We start from the raw sequence: 15,706 nt of genomic DNA, 5'->3' as shown, positions 1-15,706 counted from the left end.
ATCTATACCCACAAAAGCGACATCCACAACACCGGGCTTCGGCCACGGAGGGCATCATGAGCTTTATCAAAAAACTACAAGAACGCATCCGCCAAAAAGGCTTGGGCCGCACCTTCGGCACGTTGTGGAAACGTTACGTGTTTTTCCATTGGGAACTGTTGTGGATGGAGCGCGACCTGGTCACTCCGGTGCCGCCGCACAAGCTGCGTCCGTACGAGGGCCTGAGCAAAGTCGATATCACCGCAGAGAATGCCGTTGCCTTCAGCAAACATTTCGGTGACCGCGTGGAGACAATGGCCGAACTTGCCGCCGAAGGTCACACCGGGCACATGTACCTCGACGCTGCCGGCGATGCCGTCGGATTCATCTGGGGCAGCATTCGCGACTATCACGATCGTCACTATTACGGCTGCACCTTCCCGGTGAAGCCGGGTGAGTTCTTCGAATTTGGTGGCGAGATGATCCGCGCGTATTTCGGCAGCAGCCTCTCGGTGGACGTGCAAGTGGCGCTGTGGGAAGCGATGGCGGCGCAGGGTTGCAACAAAGTGGTGGACGTCTGTGAGACGCACAATATTCCGGCGCTGAAGCTGCACATTCGCATGGGTTATCACGAGCAGGGGCGCGTGATGCACGTGTATTGCCTGTTCGGACGCTGGAAGTTTTTCCGTGAGACGCGGTATGAGGGATCGCGGCTTGAACCGCTGCGTAAGCCGGGGCGGCCGGTGGTGAGTGCGGCGGCGCAGGCTTGATTCTCTTTCGGAATTTGCAGTGGCTTTGATGCAGCCTTCGCGAGCAGGCTCACTCCTACAAGGGATCTGCTATGCGCCGAATACCAGTGTAGGAGCTGCCGAAGGCTGCGATCTTTTGACTTTGAAGATCAAAAGATCGCAGCCTTCGGCAGCTCCTACAGGATTTGTGTATGGCGCATAGCCAATGTGGATCGACTCACTAAAGCATTCAGGCCTTGGTGGCGACCAGGGTAAAGCACATCGGCATCTGCGCCTCTCGATTCATATACTGGTCATACACCTCTTCCCGATTCGAATGCGGGTATTCCCTGAAGTGCGCAATGTTCAGCCCTGCCCCGATGGCGCCGCTGAAAATCGCCCCCAACGTATGCACAAACCAATACGACTTCGCCGCCTGCTGCTCAACCTTGCCGACATACACAATCGGCTCCTCCTGCACAAACGGCTCGGTGCGGAAGTACGAACTGGCGAGCTGATACGGATCTTCCGCATCCGGATCAACCATTTCCAGAAACGGATGGGTTTCGTAGATCACCAGTTTGCCGCCCGGTTTCAGCGTCGAGACGACATGACGGAAAAACTCGCCAATGTCCGGCATCCAGCCGAACACGCCAATGGTGATCAGCGCCACGTCAAAACGGTTGTGCAAGGACGCCGGCAAATGATGGATATCGGTCTCGATGAACTCGGCGTTGTGTGGTGAACGGCGGTTCAGCTCACGCGCCTGATCAAGAAACGCCGCCGACTGATCGACCCCGACCACACTCCGCGCACCGTGGGCAAACAGCGACAGACTCTCGCGGCCATTGTTGCAGCACAGCTGAATCACATCCTTACCATCGACCTCCAGCAACCCGCTCAAGGTCTCATCAAGACAAGTGAAATCCGCCTGCGCAACTTCGGCAAGCAAGGCCTGCCAGTCAGGCGAATCCTCATGATGGCGGGCGGAATCGTTCCACGCCTGTCGATTGCTCTCGATGGCGGTTTTGTTATTAGGCACTTCCATGGCGCACTCCGGACGATGCTCGTAATTGAGCGAAACCGAGTCTAAATCACCCCGCCAATCCCGATTGTTGCAAACTTGTAAGCCACTCCGTGTAGGAGCTGCCACAGGCTCGGGCCGCGTTCGGACGATCTTTTGATCCTGCTTTTAAAGATCAAAAGATCGCAGCCTGCGGCAGCTCCTACAGGGATCCGATGTGGATCGGGCGTTAGTGGCGTGGGCAGCTATAGTTAATAGCCTTGGGGAATACCGCACTCGCAGGTGCCGCCATGCTGATGCTCGAACGGCTGTTGTTGATGGGTTGTCTGCTTGCTGCCGCTCAGGCGCAGGCGCTGGACAGCAATTTTGTGTACTACGGGCCGAACCAGCCCTTTGCCCACCCTGCCCCGTATTCACTGAATGCGACGCCGCCGCGATCTTATGAAGAGGCGGCGCCGCAGGATTTTGTGGTGATCCCGGGTGACCATGAGTTCTACGATTCGCAACTGCCGACGGTGGCGGATGCGACGGTGCGGGTGTTTATTCGCACGTACGATGCCGAGCGCGGGATTTATGTGAATGACGAAGTGCTGGATCCCGGTTGTTTGCTGGAGTGTTTGAGCCGGCAGCAGCATTGATTCGGGTTGGCCAAAACTTCGGCTGGAACACCCAACCGTTGTAGGAGCAAGGCTTGCCCGCGAAAGCGCCATGTCAGTCAGCACATTTGGCGGCTGACAGGATGCCTTCGCGGGCAAGCCTTGCTCCTACAATTGATCGGTGCAGGGATTACCACTGCCGTTTATCCGGGCGGGCCAGGCCGAGTTTTTCGATGCGGTAGCGCAGCATGTCGCGGCTCAGGCCAAGCAGGCGCGCGGATTTGGTGACGTTCCAGTCGGTCTTGTCGAGCATTTTGCGCACCATGTCGCGTTCGACTTCCGGCAGGTTCATCGATTCGGTATTGCTCGCCGGCCGTGGTTCGTAATGCACCGGCGCTTCATGAATATGCAGCGGTGGCTCATCAACCAGGCTCATGCACACATTAAGTTGATGCGCGGCAATCGTATCGCTCGGCGCCAGCAGCACAGTTTGCTCAAGCATGTTGCGCAGTTCGCGCACGTTGCCCGGCCAGGTGTAACTGAGCAATAACTCCTCAGCCTGTTGGCTGAAATGCAGATTCGGTTTGCCGTAACGCTTGCCATGGCTGGCGAGAAAATGCCGTGCGAGCAGCAGAATATCGTCACCGCGCGCATACAAACGCGGCACTTTGATCGAAATAATCCGCAACCGGAAAAACAGATCACGCCTGAATTTGCCCTGCTGCACCATCTGCTCAAGGTTGCAGTTGGTCGCGCTGATCACCCGCAAATTGACCTTGCGCTCCTTCACCGAACCGACCCGGCGAATCGTACGATCCTCCAGCAATTTCAAAATCTTCGCCTGCAACAGCAGATCCATCTCGCCAATCTCATCGAGAAACAGCGTGCCGCCATCCGCCGCTTCCACCAGCCCGACCCGGCGATCCTTGGCGTCGGTGAACGCGCCCTTCTCATGCCCGAACAGTTCAGATTCCACCAGATTCGACGGAATCGACGCGCAGTTGAATTCAATGAACGGGCCTTTGCTACGCGGGCCGTCGAAGTGCAGCGCACGGGCCACCAGTTCTTTACCGGTGCCGGTCTCGCCTTCGACCAGCACCGGTGGCAGATCGGTGTTGGCCATGCGCCGTTCGGCGTCGAGCAACTGGCCGATGGTGTGTTTCAGATACTGCATCGGCGCCGAGTCGCCGATCAGCGCCTGTAACCCGGATTTCTGCGCCTCGCGCTCCTGATAGAACGACAGCGTGCGCTCCATCCGTTCAGTGGCCAGGGCCTTGTCGAGCAGCAGTTTGAGTTCTGCCAACGCGACCGGTTTGGTCACGTAATGAAAGGCGCCCTCCTTCATCGCCACCACCGCGTCTTCGACGTTGCCGTAACCGGTCATCATGATCACTTTGAGATCCGGCGCGCTGACGCGCAGCTTCTGGATCAGGTCGTGACCACTCATGCCCGGCAGCGAGTTATCCGTCAGGACGATGTCGGGCATAAAGCTTTCCAGTCGCTCCAGCGCGTCTTCGGCCGAATGGCAGACTGTCACCTCGAAGTCTTTGCGCTCCAGGTAGGTCTGAATATTCTCGGCCAACAGTTCGTCATCCTCGACCAGCAGAATGCTGTGTTCCATATTCCCCTCCCGATGCCACTTTGAAGTTGAGACTGACGCGGGTTCCTTCCTGCTCGCGGCTGGTCAAGACGACCGAACCTTGAAAGCGCTCCATGATTCTTTTGACCAACGCCAGGCCAACCCCGAGGCCGCCCTGTTTGGTGGTGAAAAACGGTTTGAACACCAGCTGTTGCTGCGACGCGCTCATGCCCTTGCCGGTGTCGCTCAGGGTCATGCGCACGCTGTGTGGCTGCGGCGATTCGAATTCGATGCTGAGCACACCGCCCTTGGGCATGGCTTCGAGGGCGTTGGCAAACAGGCTATTGAGGATTTGCGTAAGCAGCACCTTTTGACTGACCACCGGCAGGCAATTTTGTGGACTGAAGCGCACTTCGACGTCGTTACGCCTGATCAACGCGTCGAAGGCACCCAACGTGTCCTCCACCGCCAGCACTAGATCCACCGCTTCGCCGTCGTCATTCATCGGCCGTAACGACACCAGCAGTTCGCGCACCCAGCGCGACATGCGGTCGACCTGACTGATGATGTCGCCGATATTGCGTTGCGCACCGGGGCTGGCGACTTCCTGAGCCAGTTCGGCGCTGGAGCGAATCGTCGCCAGCGGATTACGCAAACTGTGCGCCACCGCCGAAGACATCTCGCCGAGGGCAACAAAGGTTTCGTTGCTGATCAATTGCTGTTGTTGGCTTTGCAGCAATTTCGCCGCGCGCCGGACAATCCAGAACAAGGCGAGAAAAATGGCTGCACCTCCGAAACACGTGGCCGCCCAGATTGAGGCGAAACCACGGTCGATGCGATCGACCAGATCCGACGGTTCCTTGTAGATCTCGACCATGGCGATGACTTTGCTTTTATCGGCATTGAACATCGGGATGTAGTTTTCGATGAACAGGTATTTCGGCTCGCGCAGCAAACGTTGCTCCGGACGCTCCTCGTCGATTTTGTGGTAGCTGGAGGAGACCGGCACTCTCATCTCGAACGACTCGTCGAGTTCGTCGTCATCGTCGATGTGCACGCCGATCAGCTCGGCGTTGGTCGACCAGATCACCGTGCGATCCAGCGCATAAACGGTGGCGAGAAGAACGTCCGGCAAGTGCTCGACGTGATCGAGAAATTCGGTGCGGGCCGACACGTGCGACGCCGGGTCGACGTCGGGGTAATTGTTGTCCTGGCGCGGGTCGAGCATTTCACCCATGGTTCGCGCCGGCGAGATGTCGGCGTGGCGCATTTCCGCCTCGCCGATGGCCTGAACAAATTGCGCGGTCAGCAGCGCGTCACGCTCGACGCTTTCGGTGACCACGAAGCGCGTAGAGATGTAACCGAGCCCCAGCGCCACGGCAGCAATGATGAAAAAACTCGCGAGCGTGAACCAGCGCAGCAGATCGAACTGCTCACGCCAGCCCTTGCCTGCGACCGATGCGTTCGGTGCAGAGGTTTTTTGTGCTTCCAGTCGCTGCATGGGAGTGCCCTGGAGTGTTTGTATCGAAGCGGTTACAGCCCTTAGTGTAGGTGGCTATGACCGCGACACACGGTTCAATGATGCTATTTTGCCGCTAGCGCATTTGACTCACCGTCGCGGCGCTATCGCCCGGTTTTACTGGCGTCAAGCCGCCGTCGGCCAAGCCTTTGGCAGACGTTTGCTGACGTTCGGTTTCGTCACTGAGGAAGTCGATGATCGACTGCGCCGAGGCTTCGTCGAGGCGCAGGTTGGGCATCGGAATTCGCTCGAATTGTTCATACAGTTGCAGCGCGATCGGATCTTTTTCCGCAAGCAGGCGATCCGGTTCACGAATCCAGCGATTCAGCCATTTGGGGTCGCGGTTGCGGGTCACGCCAATCAGGTCGGGCCCGATGTTGCGCATGCCAATGCCTTGGCCATCCTGCGGGCCGAGGCTGTGGCACGAGGCGCAGCGGGTGCGAAACAGTTCTTCACCGTTGCTCGGCGGGCGAATGTCCGGGGCGTTGGCGTAACTTTCTTCGATGCTCGGCTGCTTCCAGTTCTGCAAGGTGTTGGCCAGTTGATCGGCAAGAATCCACGGATTTTCGAATGGCGAAGCTTTCATCCAGCGCCCGGTGGTTTGATTGCCGACGATCAGGCTGAGGTTGTGATCCTTGCTGCGGCCGTTGTCGACACCTTCGATGAACAGCCCGAGTTTCTTGCGCAGGTCGGTGACGTCTTCGAATTCGCCGGTGAGAAACTTCCAGCCGGGGCCGACCTTGAAGCGTTGCGAATAGGCCTTGAGCACCTCGGGCGTATCGCTCAGCGGATCGATGCTGATCGAGTAGAAGAAAATGTCCTGCCCGACCCGATCGCCGAGCAGTTTCTGCACCTGGCGCAGGCGCGCGGTTTCCAGTGGGCAGGAGTCGCTGCACGAGGTGAAGATGAAGTTGATCACCACCACTTTGTCTTTGATCAGGTCATCGAAAAAATGCACCTGCCGACCGTCCTGATCGGTCAGCAAGGTATTGGGGAAATAGTCGCCACCCCACGGGGTGGCGGATTCGCTGGCCGCGGGCGGTTGGCCGACGCTGGCCTGATGTGCCAGCAGCACGCGGCTGCCGAGCACACAGACCACCAGCATCAGCACCAGATGCATGCCCAGCGCGCGGGAACGCGGAGTTTGTATTGGCATGACGGCGCGCTCGCGGTTCATTTCTTCACGGTCACTTGCGGGCCGTAGCCATCGCCGTTGCGGAAGGTTGGCAGCGCGGCGGAGTTGACATAGCGCACGCCGTCCCAGCTTGGCAGAGGCGTCGGCATCAACTGCAGTTGCCCGGGCTTCTCAAGGTCCCAACGCAGCAGCATCGAGTTGTCCTCATGCTGAGTGTTGTGACAGTGCTCCATGTACGTCCCGGCAAACTCGCGGAAGTTGATCGCCATCTCGACGCTGTCCAGCCCATCGTTTTCCGAACCGATGCGATAGACGTCTTTGCGCGCCCATTTTTCCCATTCAGGCGGTGCCTTGCCGCCGCGACTGAGGATGATCCCCTCCTCGAAGTGCACGTGCACCGGATGGCTCCAGCCCTTGCCGCCGGCCTTGATGTTCCACACCTCCAGGGTGCCGAATCCGGTGACTCCGGCGTCGGTCGGGCCGCTGGACAATTTGGTCGAGGCGTTGAGGCGCCTTGGATCCATGTGGAAGCCGAACCCGCCATCGGTCTTGACCGTCCACGGCGCTTCATCAGTGCCGTCGGAACGGCCGAAGGTGAAGGTGCGGTGACGGGCGTTGGCCAGCAGTGCTTTGTCGGCAGCGTTGTCGCGGTGAATCTTCAGCGGAATCATCACCAGCCCTTCAGCCTTGCCCGGTTTGGCCGGCTCGTAGGCTGCCGGATCCATCGCCAGATCCTGGCCGGTGTAGGCCTTGACGTTGAGCTGCAAGACTTTGCCCACCGCCGGATCACCCTTGTCCCACTGCGGGCCTTTGCTGCTCTGTTTGATTACCGCGAGGTATTTCTCGGAGAGCACGTCGGCCAGCGAAATCACGTCTTTCGGCCCCTTGCCGTCGTCGTGGGCCTGCAAGTTGAGGAAGAACAGTTTGTCGCCGGGTTTGATGCCGTTTTTGGCGAAGTTGACGATGATGTCGAAGCGCTCGGCAATACCCTGGGTCGGCAAGATCGCGTTGTGGTTCTGTTTGTCGCCGTCGGCATCGAGATCCATCGAGCCGTCGAATGGCACGCTGTGCTCCATGATGTTGCCGTCGTTGGCAATCATGTGAAACGGCACGCGGCTGTACGACACACCGGAGTTTTTCGGCCCTTGAAACTCGCCGCTGCTGCCTTTGATCTCACGCACCAGCGCCAGTTTGAAGTAACGCGACACCGAGCCGTTGAGGATGCGGAAACGGTAGCTGCGCGCACGCACGTCGAGGGTCGGTTTCCACTGCCAGTTGACCAGCACCTGATCGCCGAGGAAGCCGTCGGTGTTGAACGGGTTGAACCACAACTGGCCTTCCTGATCCCAGGCCTTGTCGGCGAACACCAGGTTGACGTCGTAGTCGCGGTTGCCCCACGGCAAGGCGCTGCCGCTGGGCAGGCGCAGGTTGACGCCGTCGTTGACCGACTCGTTGCCGCGATCCAGCGCGCTGTAGTAATTCATCATCGCCGCGTTGCCCTTGTAGACATTCTGCGCGGTGAAATCGAGCATGTGATCGTGGAACCAGTGGGTGCTCATGGTCTCGCGCCAGTCGCCGCGAATCTTGATGGTGCCGTGGTCGCAGGTCTTTTTCGCCGGAGCCAGGTCGTTGACCCACAGGGTTTCCCCCGGTGCGCAGGGGAACGCTGCGCGCGGGTCTTCAGCCTTGGTGTTGATGCTGTCGTAACCGGCGAGCTGGATCGGCCAGCGATAGTCGTAGAACTGCCCCGGGAAGAAAAATGCGTTGGCGTAACCGTCGCTTTCCGCCGGCGCGTGACCGTTGTGCTCGTGGGTACTGATGGTGTGCAAGCCGAAACCACGGTTGGCCGCCGGATCAATCGGCAAGCCGTTGTAGTGACGCATCATCACCGGCTGACCGTAGCGCACCATCAACAGTTTCGGCGGCAGCGTGCCGTCGAACGTCCACACCGCGTTGTGGTTCTGCACCGGCATGTTCGGGTGAAAGCGCGGGTCGACGCCTTTGGCCGTGCCGTCCGTCAGCGGTACTCCAGCGACGTTGTGGTACAGGCCGCCGGGGCCGAATTCGCCCACGGCGTAATGGTGCATCTGCACGCTGTCACGCAGGCCGCCATTGATGCGCGCACCGGTTTGCGCGGTTTTGTAGGCAACTTGCGGGTAGAACTCGTTCCAGCGCTGGTGCGCCCAGCCCTTTCCTGGCGGCCGCCCTTCTGCCGACGAACCGATATGGCGGTTGAGGAACACCTCGATCTGCGCCTGCCACGGGTTGCGGTCGACAATGTTGGAGAACTGGCTGGGGAATGGCGTCAGGCCCGGTTGGCGCAAGAACGCGTCGAGCGCAGTGCCGGGTGGCGCACTGCGGGCGACGTTGTTCGGATCCTGCGCGGGGGCCGGGCCGATCGCGGCCGGTGGAAATGGCAGCGGCGCGGCGGGAGTGGTCGGGTCGAGTTTTTCCGGGCCGAACTCTTCGAACAACACCAATTGCTGAGTGAACGGCTGCGCGCCATAGAGCGGGCTCGGCTTGCCGTTGGTGGGGTAATTGAAACTGGTCTGCACGGTCGGCGGCAGGCTGTTTTCCGCACGCGGAGTGTTACGCGAGCCTTTGACGCCGTCGGGCAAGTCGAAAGAATCTTCGTTGGCCTCGGGCATGGTCAGGATGGCGTTGAGCGCCGTCGCCTCATCCGCTGGCTCGTCGTAGTAGGCCGACGGATCGGACGCTTCGGGCTCGCGCTCGTCATCGATCGGGCTCGCTCTAACGCCGGCCATGGTGCCGAGGGTCAACAGCAGGAAGACGCTCAGCGGCGTCAGCAGGAAGGTGTTGCTTGGGTTTCGCGTTGTTCTGTCCATCACCAGCCGCCTCATCAAGGAAGGGGTGATGGTGTTTTGCAACTAGTGCGCCAAGAATTTATTTCCAGTTGTTACAGGGGCTTGCGGGGGCTGCGGGTGTCCCCACTCCCCGGTGACCGGGGCTTGACACCCAGTGATGGGGGAAGTTCATAAAAATTTTGGGGCATACGTAATCCCTGTAGGAGCTGCCGAAGGCTGCGATCTTTTGATCTTGTTTTTTAAGATCAAGATCAAAAGATCGCAGCCTTCGGCAGCTCCTACAGGGGTTAGCGAATTACTCGACGAGTTGGAAGGCCAGGCGAACGGTGGTGCCCTCGCCTTCGCGGCTGTGCAGGGTTACGCCGCCGCCGAAGCGTTCCATGATGCGTTTGACCAGCACCAGACCGACGCCGAGGCCGCCGGCCTTGGTGGTGAAAAACGGCCGGAAGGCCATGGTGCGCTGTTCTTCGTTCATGCCTTTGCCGGTGTCGCTGAGCACCACGCAAACGCCACGATCGTCGCTTGGTTCGAGGTTGATGGTCAGCGTGCCGCCCTTGTCCATCGCCTCCAGCGCGTTGGCCAGCAGGCTGTTGAGGATCTGCGTCAGCTGCACCGGCTGGCTCAGTACCATTGGCGTGTGCTGCGGCTGAAACACTACTTTTACGCCTGCCCTGGCGATCTGCTGTTCGAAGGCGACGAGGCTCTCGTGCAGCGCCGCCACGAGGTTCACCGGTTCCGGGTCATCGTTGAGCGGACGCAACGACTGCAGCAATTCGCGCACCCACTTCGACATGCGATCAACCTGGCCGATGATGTCTTTGATGTTTTTCTCTGCCGGGCCGGCGTCGAACTCCAACGCGAGCTCGGCGCTGGAACGGATGGTCGCCAGCGGATTGCGCAGACTGTGCGCCACGGCGGACGACATCTCGCCCAACGCAACATACGTTTCATTGGCGATCAGTTGTTTTTGCTGCACGGCGAGCAAAATCGCCGCGCGCCGCACGATCCAGTAAAGGCCCAGATAAATCAGCCCGCCGCCGAGCGCAGTGGCCAGCCAGATCAACGTCAGCCCGCGCTCCATGCGCGCGATCAGGTCTTTGGGTTCCTTGTAGATCTCGACCATCGCTGTGACGTTCTTGCCGTCGGCGTCGAACAGCGGGATGTAGTTTTCGATAAAGATGTAGTCCGGCGGAATGACGAACTTCTGTTCCTCACGCGCCTTGTCGACGTCGTGATAGCTGGCCGACACCGGAATCTTTTCATTGAAGGCGCGATCAAGGTCTTCGTCGGCATGGATGCTGGTGCCGACGAGAACCGGGTTGGTCGACCAGATCACCTGGCGATCCGGCGCATAGATGTTGGCGAGGATCACGTCGGGCAAGTGTTCGATGTGATCGAGAAACTCTCCGCGCGCATCGGCCCGGGCTTGTGGATCGACATCGGGAAAATCCTTGTCCTGGCGCGGGTCGAGCAACTCGCCCATGGTGCGCACGTTGGGGATCGAGACGTGGCGCACTTCGGCTGAAGCGATGGCCTGAATGAATTGCGCGGTGAGCAAGGCATCACGTTGCACGCTTTCCTCGATCACAAACCGCGTCGACACCGCGCCGAGCGCCACGGCCACGGTGGCGATTACCGCCATGCTGATCAGCGAAAACCAGCGCAGCAGGTTGAACGGCTGCTTGCGCGAGCCCAACCGTAGCGTGCCCTCCTCAACCGGAAGCGATTTCGACTGCATGTTCATGGCGGCGACTTCCCGATACGTCTCTTAGGGTTATAGCCCACCGTCGGGTGTTTGCCCGGTTACGGGGATATCGACCCGATGCACACCTGCCAAACCCACCGCAAATCCCTGTAGGAGCTGCCGAAGGCTGCGATCTTTTGATCTTGATTTAAAAATTTAAAAACAGGATCAAAAGATCGCAGCCTTCGGCAGCTCCTACAGGGGTTCTGTGTTTGGCGGGCCATGGATGTTCATCCCCATCGTCCCCGATTCTGGGGAATTGCGCCCTTTTCCCGCCTGTCGCGCTCGGCACTTCGCAACTGCGAAATCCCTCTACCCCGGCCCTCTCCCGCCCATTCACCGCACCTTGGCATGGAAGGTGTACAGGCCTCTGCAACTGACCCATCCCCAAGGGGCAGGTACTTCGATAGAGGGATTAACTCATGCACCCTTTACTGTCCAAAACCGCGACCGTCCTGGTCGTGAGCGCCTTGGCCCAGGGCATTGCTCAGGCCGCTTTGTTTGCTGTAGATCCGGGCCCGTACACACCGGCCAGTGGCGGTTTCGCCAATTGGTATCAGGACACCCACGGTCGCACCCTCGATCTGTGCCTGTCGAAAGCACTCAGCTCGCGAGTGCCGAGCGCACCCGGCGCGCCGTCGTACATGTGCTCGCTGCTACCGACCCCCGGCGTGTTTGACGACACCCAACCGATCGTCTTCCCGAGCAACTTTCCCGACGAAGCGTTCTGGTTCACCGGCGAAACCACCCTCGTCGACGCCACACGCGGGATCGACCTGACCTACGTCAGTGCCATCGAAGCCGCGTTCGCCGCCGAAGAACCGGTGGAAGGTGATCAAGTCAGCTTCGCGCGAATCCGTATTCGCGTCGACGTGCCCACCGCGGGCACCTACGTCATCACCCACCCGTACGGCGTCGATGTGTTCAACATCGACACCCCCGGTCGCCGTGCGATCAACATGACCCGCGACATCGGCATCGGCACTCCGAAAACCTATGACGGCGCACTCAAGGGCGACATCGGCCCGTTCCTGCGTAGCGTCAACGGCCCGTACACCGAGACCAATCCGCTGACCGGTGCCGCCGAGCAATTCGTCGGCGACCCGAACCTTTCCGAAGCGGTGACGGGCAGTCCGTTCAACACCAACTTCGTGCGCATCGAAGGCCCGAATGGTCTGGATCTGCGTTCCACGACGTTTGCCGTCTCCGGCAAATTGTCGACCGTCGTGCGGCCAACGCCGATGATCGCGCAGCGCAGCACCTACTCACGCAAGGCCGGCGACAGCGCACCGGTGGCGCAGCAAGACGTGTTTGTCCTCGCGCCGCCGGCACCGGGTACAGCGGCCGTCACCAGCAGCACGCCCGTGCTGAACATGACCGAAGCCAACAGCACCGGCAGTTGGTATGCGCAATCGGCGGTCAACCCGACCTTGCCGACCACCTTGCAAGTGACCGCCGACAACCACCTGGCCATCGCCAGCAGCACGCCGACCACCCTGCCCATGGCCCTGACCGACCTGGTGGTGATCCAGAGCGCGCAATACAGCCTGAGCTCCGGCCAACTCACCGTGGTGGCCTCGACCAGCGACGAAACCTCGCCGCCACTGCTTACCGCGACCTCCGGCAGCGGCGCCGCCATCGGTGCGCTCGGTGGCGACGGCGCGGTGAAAACCCTGGCCACCGGGATCTCGCCGATTCCGCCGTCCCGGGTTCGCGTGACGTCGTCCAACGGCGGCAGCGACACCGAAGAAGTGGTCATCGTGCAATGAACGCTCACATGCCCAGATCCGCATCAGGAGGCATCATGAACAAGTGGCCACGCTTTGCGCTCAACGCGCTCGGGCTCGCTCTCTCGCTGACCGGCAGTGCCTATGCGCAACTCGCCGCCGTCGACCCCGGCCCCTACACCTTCGCCACCGGGAAATTTCCGATGTGGTATCAGGACGAAAACCAGCTGTCGATGGAGCTCTGCCAGTCGCGCGCCGCCAGCTCGCGAGTGGCGGCCAGCGTGCCACCGGCCTACATGTGCATCCTGCTCGCCGAGCCGGGTATCTACGATGATGCTCAGCCGATGATTTTCCCGGATAACTGGCCACCGGAAGCGTTCTGGTTTCTGGCCGAAACCACCATCGCCAACAACGCCGCCGGTTACGGGATGGACGCCTACGTCGCCGGGATTGAAGCGGCGTTCGCCTCGGAAAATCCGGCCGACGGTGATCAACAAAGCTTCGCGCGGATTCGCATCCGGGTGAACGTACCGCTTGCCGGCACCTACACCATCACTCACCCGTATGGTGTGGAAACGGTCAACGTCACCGCGCCTGGCCGGCGGGCGATCAACATCACTCGCGACATCGGCATCGGCGCACCGGGCAATTTCAGCGGTGCTGTCGGTGGTGCGATCGGCCCGTTCCTGCGCAGCGTCAACGGGCCGTACACCGAAGTGAACCCGGACACCGGCGCCACCGAAACTTTTGTTGGCGACCCGAACCTCAACGAAGCGGTCACCGGCAGCCCGTTCAACACCAACTTCGTGCGCATCACCGGGCCTGCCGGCACCATCCAGTCGAACGTGTTCAGCCTTTCCGGCAAAGTGCTCGACAACCGTCAGCAGACCCACGTCGACATCGACCGCGCGACCTATCGCCGCACCGCCGCTGGTGTGCGTGCCGAGGTGTTCGCCAAGGCTGACAGCAGCTCGACCCTGTGCTTCCGCGAAACCGTTGCGTTGCTGCCCGGCCCACCACAAACGCCGTGCCAGACCAATCTGCTGGGCGACAACAACGGTCTGTTCTTCGGCCATCGATTGGGCACCGGTGCTGTCCCTCCGGTAGTGGTCGTGACGGCCACCAACCCGACCGGAACCACTCGGCCAACGGCCGTATCGGCCAAGCTCACCGACGTGGTGAAAGTGCAGACCGCACGTTACAACTGGGCCAACCACAGCCTGCTGATCGAAGCCACTTCGAGCGATGAAGTGGCGATCCCGGACATGGTTGCCCAAGGCTACGGACGTTTGTCGAAGACCGGCACTCTGCAGCGCATTACCGTCGCCGACCTGACTCAGCCACCCGCTGCCGTGACGGTGAAATCCGCCGCCGGCGGTAGTGACACTGAGCCTGTTGTGGTGGTCGGCACCGCACCGAACACCGGTGAGAACCAGGCGCCAATCGCCAACGCCGATGCTGGCAGCACCAGTTTTGGTGTGCCGATCACCCTCAGCTTGCTGACCAACGACAGCGATCCCGATGGCGATAATCCACTGGGCATCACCGCGTTGACTCAACCGGCGGCCGGTCAAGGCACCGTCGCACTCAACGGCAGCACCTCGGTGGTCTACACCCCGCCAGCGGTGGTGAACGCGCCACTGACCACGACCTTCACCTACAAGGCGCAGGACGCCAAAGGTCTGGCCTCGGCCAACCCGGCGACCGTAACCATCACCGTCGCGCCAAACCAGGCACCGACCGCCGTCGCCGACAGCGTCGCCACTCTGGGCGTAGCGATCCCGATCAACGTGCTGGCCAACGACACCGATCCGGAAGGCAACGTGCCGTTGGCCGTCAACAGCCTGACCCAACCTGCCGCCGGACGCGGCACGGTCAGCAGCAACGGCACGGTGATCACCTACACCCCGCCCGCCACCGTCACCACGGCGTTCACCACGACCTTCACCTACATCGCTCGGGACAACTTCGGTGCCCTGTCGACGCCGGCCACAGTCACGGTGCAAGTGTCGCCACGGCCAGCGGCGGAAACCTTCGCCGTGACCGCATCGACGGTGCAGGCACGCTCCGGCGGACGCTTCAACTGGGACTTCACCGGCACCTCGTCAGTGACCACCGGCAACACCATCACCGTGCAGGTCACGACCCCGACCGGGCTGGTCACTCTTGGCACCACCACGGTGCCGTTGACCGGACGCTGGCGGCTGACGCTGAACAACACGACGGTGGTGCCATCGGCCAACCCGACCGCGACGATCCGCTCATCTCAGGGCACCGTGCGCACGGTCTCGGTGACCACGCTGTAAGCCAGATCCCCAGCCACTTTCGGGTGGCTGGGGCCCTTCAAATCGGTTAACGCCTGACAGGATTTTCGCCATGAACACGCCGACCGCCGCCCTGCTTTGCCTGCTTCTGCTGTGCAGCAGCGCGGGCGTGCGCGCCGACGACCTGATGGACAACGACGACCTGGCCCCGACCAGCAGCGACCTCGGCGAACTGCCCCCACCCGTGGGTCAGCAAGCCCTGATCGATCAACTCGGCCAAGCCAACGTCGCCCTGCTGCAACAGAACGGTCAGTCGCTGCTCGGGCAGATCGTGCAGTCGGGCAGCAATCAGGAGGCGTACATCCTGCAACAGGGCAGCGACCTGATGGCCCTGATCAACCAGAACGGTTCCGGCAACGCCGCCTCAATCACGCAAAACGGCAGCCACAACCGCGCGCAGATTTCGCAAAACGGCAACAACAACGACGCCAGCATCGAGCAGGCCGGCGCGGGGCTGCAAAGCGCCGTGACCCAGTCGGGCAACGGCATGAGCGTTTCGGTCAAGCAATATCGCTAAGCACTGCAA

Annotated in this window: 11 protein-coding genes; 5 read left to right on the top strand and 6 right to left on the bottom strand. The window is 60.8% G+C overall.

What is annotated here, in order from left to right; genetic code table 11:
- Window positions 1-56 precede the first annotated feature (56 nt).
- Window positions 57-749 (top strand): hypothetical protein, encoded by a 693-nt coding sequence (locus AD669_RS09760; protein ID WP_053119116.1) that lies wholly within the window; start codon window positions 57-59, stop codon window positions 747-749.
- A gap of 208 nt (window positions 750-957) precedes the next feature.
- Here the strand turns inward: AD669_RS09760 and AD669_RS09755 are convergent, their stop codons facing one another.
- The gene (locus tag AD669_RS09755; protein WP_053119115.1) at window positions 958-1,755 is read right to left on the bottom strand and encodes a class I SAM-dependent methyltransferase; all 798 of its coding nucleotides are present in this window, start codon (window positions 1,753-1,755) and stop codon (window positions 958-960) included.
- A gap of 266 nt (window positions 1,756-2,021) precedes the next feature.
- Here AD669_RS09755 and AD669_RS09750 point away from each other — a divergent pair, with 266 nt between their 5' ends.
- Entirely contained in the window at window positions 2,022-2,369 is a 348-nt protein-coding gene (locus AD669_RS09750) for a hypothetical protein (protein ID WP_053119113.1), read from the top strand.
- Window positions 2,370-2,517: 148 nt separating this feature from the next.
- On the opposite strand, the gene AD669_RS09745 is transcribed toward AD669_RS09750, so the two are convergent.
- The 5 genes from AD669_RS09745 to AD669_RS09725 all read right to left on the bottom strand — a co-directional run bounded on the left by AD669_RS09745 (window position 2,518) and on the right by AD669_RS09725 (window position 11,129).
- Window positions 2,518-3,948, bottom strand: a complete 1,431-nt coding sequence (locus AD669_RS09745) for a sigma-54 dependent transcriptional regulator (RefSeq protein ID WP_053119110.1) — start codon at window positions 3,946-3,948, stop codon at window positions 2,518-2,520.
- A complete protein-coding gene (locus AD669_RS09740; protein WP_053119108.1) occupies window positions 3,917-5,407 on the bottom strand; it encodes a HAMP domain-containing sensor histidine kinase in 1,491 nt (496 codons plus the stop codon). Before AD669_RS09740 ends, AD669_RS09745 begins: the two co-directional genes overlap by 32 nt.
- A gap of 94 nt (window positions 5,408-5,501) precedes the next feature.
- The gene (locus AD669_RS09735) at window positions 5,502-6,581 is read right to left on the bottom strand and encodes an SCO family protein (RefSeq protein ID WP_156316134.1); all 1,080 of its coding nucleotides are present in this window, start codon (window positions 6,579-6,581) and stop codon (window positions 5,502-5,504) included.
- Between the two features lie 17 nt (window positions 6,582-6,598).
- Window positions 6,599-9,406 carry a multicopper oxidase domain-containing protein gene (locus AD669_RS09730; protein ID WP_053119104.1) on the bottom strand — a complete coding sequence of 936 codons (2,808 nt, stop codon included), beginning with the start codon at window positions 9,404-9,406 and terminating at the stop codon, window positions 6,599-6,601.
- Between the two features lie 274 nt (window positions 9,407-9,680).
- Window positions 9,681-11,129, bottom strand: a complete 1,449-nt coding sequence (locus AD669_RS09725; RefSeq protein ID WP_053119102.1) for a sensor histidine kinase — start codon at window positions 11,127-11,129, stop codon at window positions 9,681-9,683.
- A gap of 422 nt (window positions 11,130-11,551) precedes the next feature.
- On the opposite strand from AD669_RS09725, the gene AD669_RS09720 reads away from it, so the two are divergent.
- From AD669_RS09720 to AD669_RS09710, 3 genes are all read left to right on the top strand, one after another.
- A complete protein-coding gene (locus AD669_RS09720; protein ID WP_053119100.1) occupies window positions 11,552-12,898 on the top strand; it encodes a hypothetical protein in 1,347 nt (448 codons plus the stop codon).
- A gap of 35 nt (window positions 12,899-12,933) precedes the next feature.
- Entirely contained in the window at window positions 12,934-15,162 is a 2,229-nt protein-coding gene (locus AD669_RS09715) for an Ig-like domain-containing protein (RefSeq protein ID WP_053119099.1), read from the top strand.
- Between the two features lie 70 nt (window positions 15,163-15,232).
- Window positions 15,233-15,697 (top strand): curlin, encoded by a 465-nt coding sequence (locus AD669_RS09710; RefSeq protein WP_053119098.1) that lies wholly within the window; start codon window positions 15,233-15,235, stop codon window positions 15,695-15,697.
- Window positions 15,698-15,706: the final 9 nt, after the last annotated feature.

The organism is Pseudomonas sp. P1.31, assembly GCF_001269815.1.
Classification (GTDB): Bacteria; Pseudomonadota; Gammaproteobacteria; order Pseudomonadales; family Pseudomonadaceae; genus Aquipseudomonas; species Aquipseudomonas rustica.
This window is presented reverse-complemented; position numbering and strand designations above follow the sequence as displayed.